The sequence below is a fragment of the Pseudomonas sp. FG36 genome (assembly GCF_057809275.1).
The window spans coordinates 1-5,966 of the sequence record NZ_JBMDJQ010000070.1; the positions used below are offsets into that span (position 1 = coordinate 1).

At 64.3% G+C, this 5,966-nt stretch carries 4 protein-coding genes; all 4 read right to left on the minus strand.

What is annotated here, in order from left to right; genetic code table 11:
- Window positions 1–38 precede the first annotated feature (38 nt).
- Window positions 39–1,592 (minus strand): galactarate dehydratase, encoded by a 1,554-nt coding sequence (gene garD, locus ACODS9_RS26315; RefSeq protein ID WP_489095109.1) that lies wholly within the window; start codon window positions 1,590–1,592, stop codon window positions 39–41.
- A 73-nt stretch (window positions 1,593–1,665) separates the two neighbouring features.
- Window positions 1,666–3,015 (minus strand): MFS transporter, encoded by a 1,350-nt coding sequence (locus ACODS9_RS26320; RefSeq protein ID WP_401112041.1) that lies wholly within the window; start codon window positions 3,013–3,015, stop codon window positions 1,666–1,668.
- A gap of 102 nt (window positions 3,016–3,117) precedes the next feature.
- The gene (gene kdgD, locus ACODS9_RS26325) at window positions 3,118–4,029 is read right to left on the minus strand and encodes a 5-dehydro-4-deoxyglucarate dehydratase (protein ID WP_046855388.1); all 912 of its coding nucleotides are present in this window, start codon (window positions 4,027–4,029) and stop codon (window positions 3,118–3,120) included.
- Between the two features lie 399 nt (window positions 4,030–4,428).
- On the minus strand, window positions 4,429–5,238 hold the full coding sequence (locus ACODS9_RS26330) for a gamma-glutamyl-gamma-aminobutyrate hydrolase family protein (protein WP_046855389.1): 810 nt from the start codon (window positions 5,236–5,238) through the stop codon (window positions 4,429–4,431).
- Window positions 5,239–5,966 lie beyond the last annotated feature (728 nt).

Genomic DNA, 5,966 nt, shown 5'->3' on the forward strand with positions numbered 1-5,966 from the left:
CCCCCCCCCCCCCCCCCCCCCCACGCTACCTGTGTCGGTCAGGTGATCGGTGCTGGGTTGAACAGGGTGATGTCGTTGTGCAGCCCGTGCTGTTCGGCCCAGGTCTGCCTGCGGCCGCTGGCCACGTCCAGGTAGTAATGGAACAGCTCCCAGCCCAGCTCCTCGATGCTCGCCCGGCCGTTGGCGATGCGCCCGGCGTCGATGTCGATGAGGTCCGGCCAGCGCTGGGCCAGCTCGCTGCGGGTGCACACCTTGACCACCGGCGCCATGGCCAGGCCATAGGGCGTGCCGCGACCAGTGGTGAACACATGCAGGTTCATCCCGGCCGCCAGCTGCAAGGTGCCGCAGACGAAGTCGCTGGCCGGGGTGGCGCAGAAGATCAGGCCCTTGCGCGTTACCCGCTCGCCGGGGCCGAGCACGCCCTGGATCGCGCCGCTGCCGGACTTGACGATCGAGCCCAGGGCTTTTTCGACGATGTTGGACAAACCGCCTTTCTTGTTGCCCGGCGTGGTGTTGGCGCTGCGATCGGCGGCGCCCTGCTGCAGGTAGCGGTCGTACCAGTCCATTTCGCGCACCAATGCTTCGGCGACCTCCGGCGTTTCGGCGCGGGAGGTGAGCATGTAGATGGCGTCGCGTACCTCGGTAACTTCCGAGAACAGCACCGTCGCCCCGGCGCGCACCAGCAGGTCGGCGGCATAGCCCAGCGCCGGGTTGGCGGTGATGCCGGAGAAGGCGTCGCTGCCGCCGCACTGCATGCCGAGGATCAGTTCGCTGGCCGGCACGCTCTCGCGGCGGCGCTGGTCGAGCTTTTTCAGGCGGGTCTCGGCCAGGGTCATGATCTGCTCGATCATCTCGCCGAAGCCCAGCGTCGCATCCTGCAGGCGGTATAGCCATGGCTCGCTGAGGTCCACGGACGGATCGCCGTCGTGCATCACCTGGCCGGCCTGGAGCTTTTCGCAGCCCAGGCTGATGACCAGCGCCTCGCCGCCAAGATTGGGGTTGCGCGCCAGGTTGCGCACGGTGCGGATCGGGATGTAGGCGTCGCGGGCGTTGATCGCCACGCCGCAGCCGTAGCTGTGGGTGAGGGCGACCACATCGTCGACATTGGGGTAGCGGGGCAGCAGTTCGGCGCGGATACGCTTGACCGCGTGGTCGAGCACGCCGGTCACGCACTGCACGGTGGTGGTGATGCCGAGGATGTTGCGGGTGCCGACGCTGCCGTCGGCGTTGCGGTAGCCCTCGAAGGTGAAGCCGTCGAGTGGCGGCAGGGCGGCGGGCACGGCGTCGCAGCGTGGCAGGCTGGCAAGCTCGGGCGCGGCCGGCATCGCCAGTTGATCTTCCTTGACCCAACTGCCCTGGCGCAGGTCTGCCAGGGCATGGCCGATGACCTGGCCATAGCGGCGCACCGCCTCGCCCTTGCGAATGTCCACGGTGGCGACCTTGTGGCTCTGCGGTACGCCCTCGACCAGGGTCAGGCCATCGGCAAAGCGCGCGCCTTCGCCCAGGCCGCCGTCGTTGACCACCACCACGACGTTGTCGTCGGGGTGCAGGCGTACGTAGCGGGGCGACTCGGAATGTTCGATCAACTGCATGGTCAGGCCCTTCTTGTCTTGTCTCTCAGGCGTGGTGCTGTCGCCGGCGCCGTTGGGCGCCGACGTGTCCGGCTTACTGGCGGGCCAGTTCGGCGTCGGGCGCAGGTTCGCGCTTGGGCGGCTCATTGAGCTCGATGCGCTTGATCGGGCCGACGATCACCAGGTAGCTGAACACCGCCACCAGGGCGTTGGCGCCCACATACACCAGGGCCCATTTGAACGAACCGGTGGCGCTGATGATGTAGCCGATGACGATCGGCGTGGTGATCGAGGCGATGTTGCCGAAGGTGTTGAACAGCCCGCCCGACAGGCCGGCGATCTGCTTGGGCGAGGTGTCGGCGACCACCGCCCAGCCCAAGGCGCCGATGCCCTTGCCGAAGAACGCCAGGGTCATGAAGCCGACCACCATCCATTCGGCCTCGACGTAGTTGCAGAACACCATGGTGGTCGACAGCAGCAGGCCGCAGACGATCGGCAGCTTGCGCGAGAAGGTCAGCGAGTTGCCGCGACGCAGCAACCAGTCCGACAGCACCCCGCCGAGCACCCCGCCGATGAAGCCGCATACCGCCGGCAGTGAAGCGATGAAGCCGGCCTTGAGGATGGTCATGCCGCGCTCCTGCACCAGGTAAACCGGGAACCAGGTGAGGAAGAAGTAGGTGATGGCGTTGATGCAGTACTGGCCGAGGTAGACGCCCAGCAGCATGCGGCTGGTCAGCAGCTGCTTGATGTAGCCCCATTTCGGGCCGTCGCCGCCGCGTTTCTGGTCCATGTCCACCAGGCCGCCGTTCTGTTCGATATGGTCGAGTTCGGCCTGGCCGATGCGTGGGTGCTGGCGCGGGTTGTAGATGGTCTTCATCCACACCGCCGAGAACACGATACCCAGTACGCCCATGACCACGAACACATGTTCCCAGCCGAAGGTGAAGACGATCCAGCCCATGATCGGGGCGAACAGCGCGGTGGCGAAGTACTGCGCCGAGTTGAAGATCGCCGAGGCGGTGCCGCGCTCCTGGGTGGGGAACCAGGCCGCGACGATCCGCGCGTTGCCGGGGAACGACGGCGCTTCGGCGAAGCCCACCAGGAAGCGCAGGGTGAACAGCGTGACCACCGCCCAGGCCACAGGCAGCCCGCCGACGAAGCCCTGCAGCAGGGTGAACAGCGACCAGGTGAAGATGCTGAAGGCGTAGACGTTCTTCGAGCCGAAGCGGTCGAGCAGCCAGCCGCCGGGGATCTGCCCGGCCACGTACGCCCAGCCAAAGGCGGAGAAGATGTAGCCGAGGGTGACCGCGTCGATGCCCAGGTCTTTCTGCAGGCTGGAGCCGGCGATGGCGATGGTGGCGCGGTCGGCGTAGTTGATGGTGGTCACCAGGAACAGCATCAACAGGATCAGGTAGCGTACATGCGTCTTTTGCGTCGCTTGCATGCTGGTTACTCCCACTCGTTATTTTTATACGGGGATTGTTTGTAGGCCGGAGCGGGGCGTCCCTGCTCCGGCGGCGGCTTTGGCAGGCCGCGGGGTGCTCGCTTATTGCGGGCCCATCTTGTCCATCAGCGCGGCGAGCATCTCGTACTCCTGCGCGGTGAGGTCGGTCAGCGGCGTGCGCACGGGGCCCGCGTCATAACCGGCGAGCTTCGCCCCGGCCTTGACGATGCTCACGGCGTAACCGGCCTTGCGGTTGCGGATGTCCAGGTACGGCAGGAAGAAGTCGTCGATCAGCTTGGCCACGGTGGCGTGATCGTCGCGGGCGATGGCGTGGTAGAAGTCCATCGCGGTCTTGGGCACGAAGTTGAACACCGCCGACGAATACACCGGCACTCCGAGCGCCTTGTACGCCGCAGCATACACCTCGGCGGTGGGCAGGCCACCCAGGTAGCTGAAACGATCGCCCAGGCGGCGACGAATCGACACCATCAGCTCGATGTCGCCCAGGCCGTCCTTGTAGCCGATCAGGTTCGGGCAGCGCTCGGCCAGGCGTTCCAGCAGGTCGGCGTTCAGCCGGCAGACGTTGCGGTTGTAGACCACCACGCCGATGTTCACCGCCTTGCACACCGCCTCGACATGGGCGGCGACGCCGTCCTGGCTGGCTTCGGTGAGGTAGTGGGGCAGCAGCAGCAGGCCCTTGGCGCCCAGGCGTTCAGCCTCTTTGGCGTATTCGATGGCCTGGCGGGTCGAGCCGCCGACGCCGGCGAGGATCGGTACCGAGGTGGCGCAGGTGTCGACGGCGGTCTTGATCACCTGGCTGTACTCGCTGGCGGCCAGGGAGAAGAACTCGCCAGTGCCACCGGCGGCGAACAGCGCGCTGGCGCCATACGGGGCAAGCCATTCCAGGCGTTTGACATAGCCTGCGGGGTTGAAGTCGCCGGCCGCGTCGAAGTCGGTGACAGGGAACGACAGCAGGCCGTGGGAGAGGATGGATTGCAGTTCTTGTGGATTCATTGTTGTAGGCATCCTGTGGCGCTTGGAAGGAGGAGGTACCAAGGTGAGAGGTAAGTTATCGTACAACTTGTTCTGTGACTAGCCCTGTCCATGGATTTTCTGAGGGGTAGTGATCAGATCTGGCCTCAGCGCGTGGGCAGCCCGCGCCTATAGTCATGACGTGACAGCTCTGCCGGGCTGCGGGAGCGGGCTTGCGCTGCGATAGGGGCGGCAAGACGACACGAGACCTTATGAGTCATCGTATCTCTATGAGGGAGAGAGGAAAAAAGATCGCGGAGACAGGCACAAGCCCGCCGCCCGCTTCCACGGGAGGTGTTCTGGGACCAGCAGAGGGTGACCGTGGGAAACGGGGGCGACCTTGCGCCGCCCCGCGATCAAAGCTAACGAAGCTTCAGAGGGTCAGGCGGCCTGGTTGCGCTTGACCTGGGACTTGCGGACCTGGGCGCGGCAGGCGTCGCCGAAGGCCTGGAACATCTTGATCGAATCAGGGTTCTTCGCCGCCTGCCACTCCGGGTGCCACTGCACCGCGAACAGGAAGGGCGAGATGCTCGGGGCGTGGATCGCCTCGACCAGGCCATCCTCGGCATGGGCGATCGGCTCGATGCCGGCGCCCAGGTTGCGCAGGCCCTGGCCGTGCAGCGAGTTGACGCGAATTTCGTCGCTGCCCAGGGTGTCGCGCAGCCAGCTACCCGGCTTGATCTTCACGCCGTGCACCTGGGCGTACTGGACCTCGACCGGATCTTCTGGGTTTTCCCGGTGGTCGTTGAAGCCTGGCTCGGCGTAGACCTTCTGGTAGATGTCGCCACCGAGGGCCACGTTGATTTCCTGCATGCCGCGGCAGATGCCGAAGATCGGCAGGCCACGCTTGATCGCCGCCTTGACCAGCGGAATGTCGAACAGGTCGCGGTCCTTGTCCTGGCCCTTGCCGGGCGTCTGGTTGTCCTGGCCGTAGAGGGCCGGGTCGATGTTGCTGCCGGCACCGGTCAGGTACACGCCGTCGGCCATGTCCAGGTAGGTCTCGAGGTCTTCGACGCCGCAGCAGGTGGGCACCAGGACCGGGACACAACCGGAGAACTCGACCAGCGGGGAGATGTATTTGTGGGTCATGACCTGATAGTCATGGCCTTTGCGCTCTTGGCTGCCCATGGTCATCAGGACGACGGGTTTGCGCAGGGAAGGTTGCTTGTTGCCAATGTTGCTGTTGGACATATGTCACCTTGAGACAGGTCATGCCTGTCGTTGTTGTGCAGGCGCACGGCCGGGGCCTTGAGTGCTGCCTGAAGCCCCGAGCACTGCCGGCTCGCCCTGCAGGCGATGTCGGTCGGGGCCTGACTCATAGCTTGCCAGAGCCGTTCGATATGTCAAACGAGTGACGAAGCCTCAAGCCGCCATTTTTCGGGGGTTGTAGGCCGTCGGAGCCTTGAGTGACAAGGGTTTGGCGCAAGTGAGGTCAATAATATTTAACGACGCAGTCGGCTCTTTGCACCAATGCAATGTCATGCAGGCATGCTCCGCAAGATCATTACGCCCAGCCCAGCCCAGCCCAGCCCAGCCCAGCCCAGCTTTTGCCCTTGCTGTTGCTTCTAAGCGCGCGATAGTTCAGGCGACACAAATTGCGACTTCAGGAGCCCGGAGTGAGGGGACCCTGGAGCGAAGCGTAGGGGCCGGATGAATGGAGCCGAACGGTTTTGCCTCCTTTTCCCAAGATGTATGGACTTGAGACATCGCTGACACATGTGCGTCGACATGGCGAATGAATGCGCATATAACTTTTAAAACACACGCTGTGTAAGTCAAAGTCAAATGCGATCGGCGTGGGTTTTCACAGTTGTAAGCGCATTCATTTGCTATAATGACGCATAGTCACCTTTTCGCCCTTACGTGAACTGACCCCCGAAAGTTGGACACCTGATCCCCAACCGGAGGGTGTTCCATGA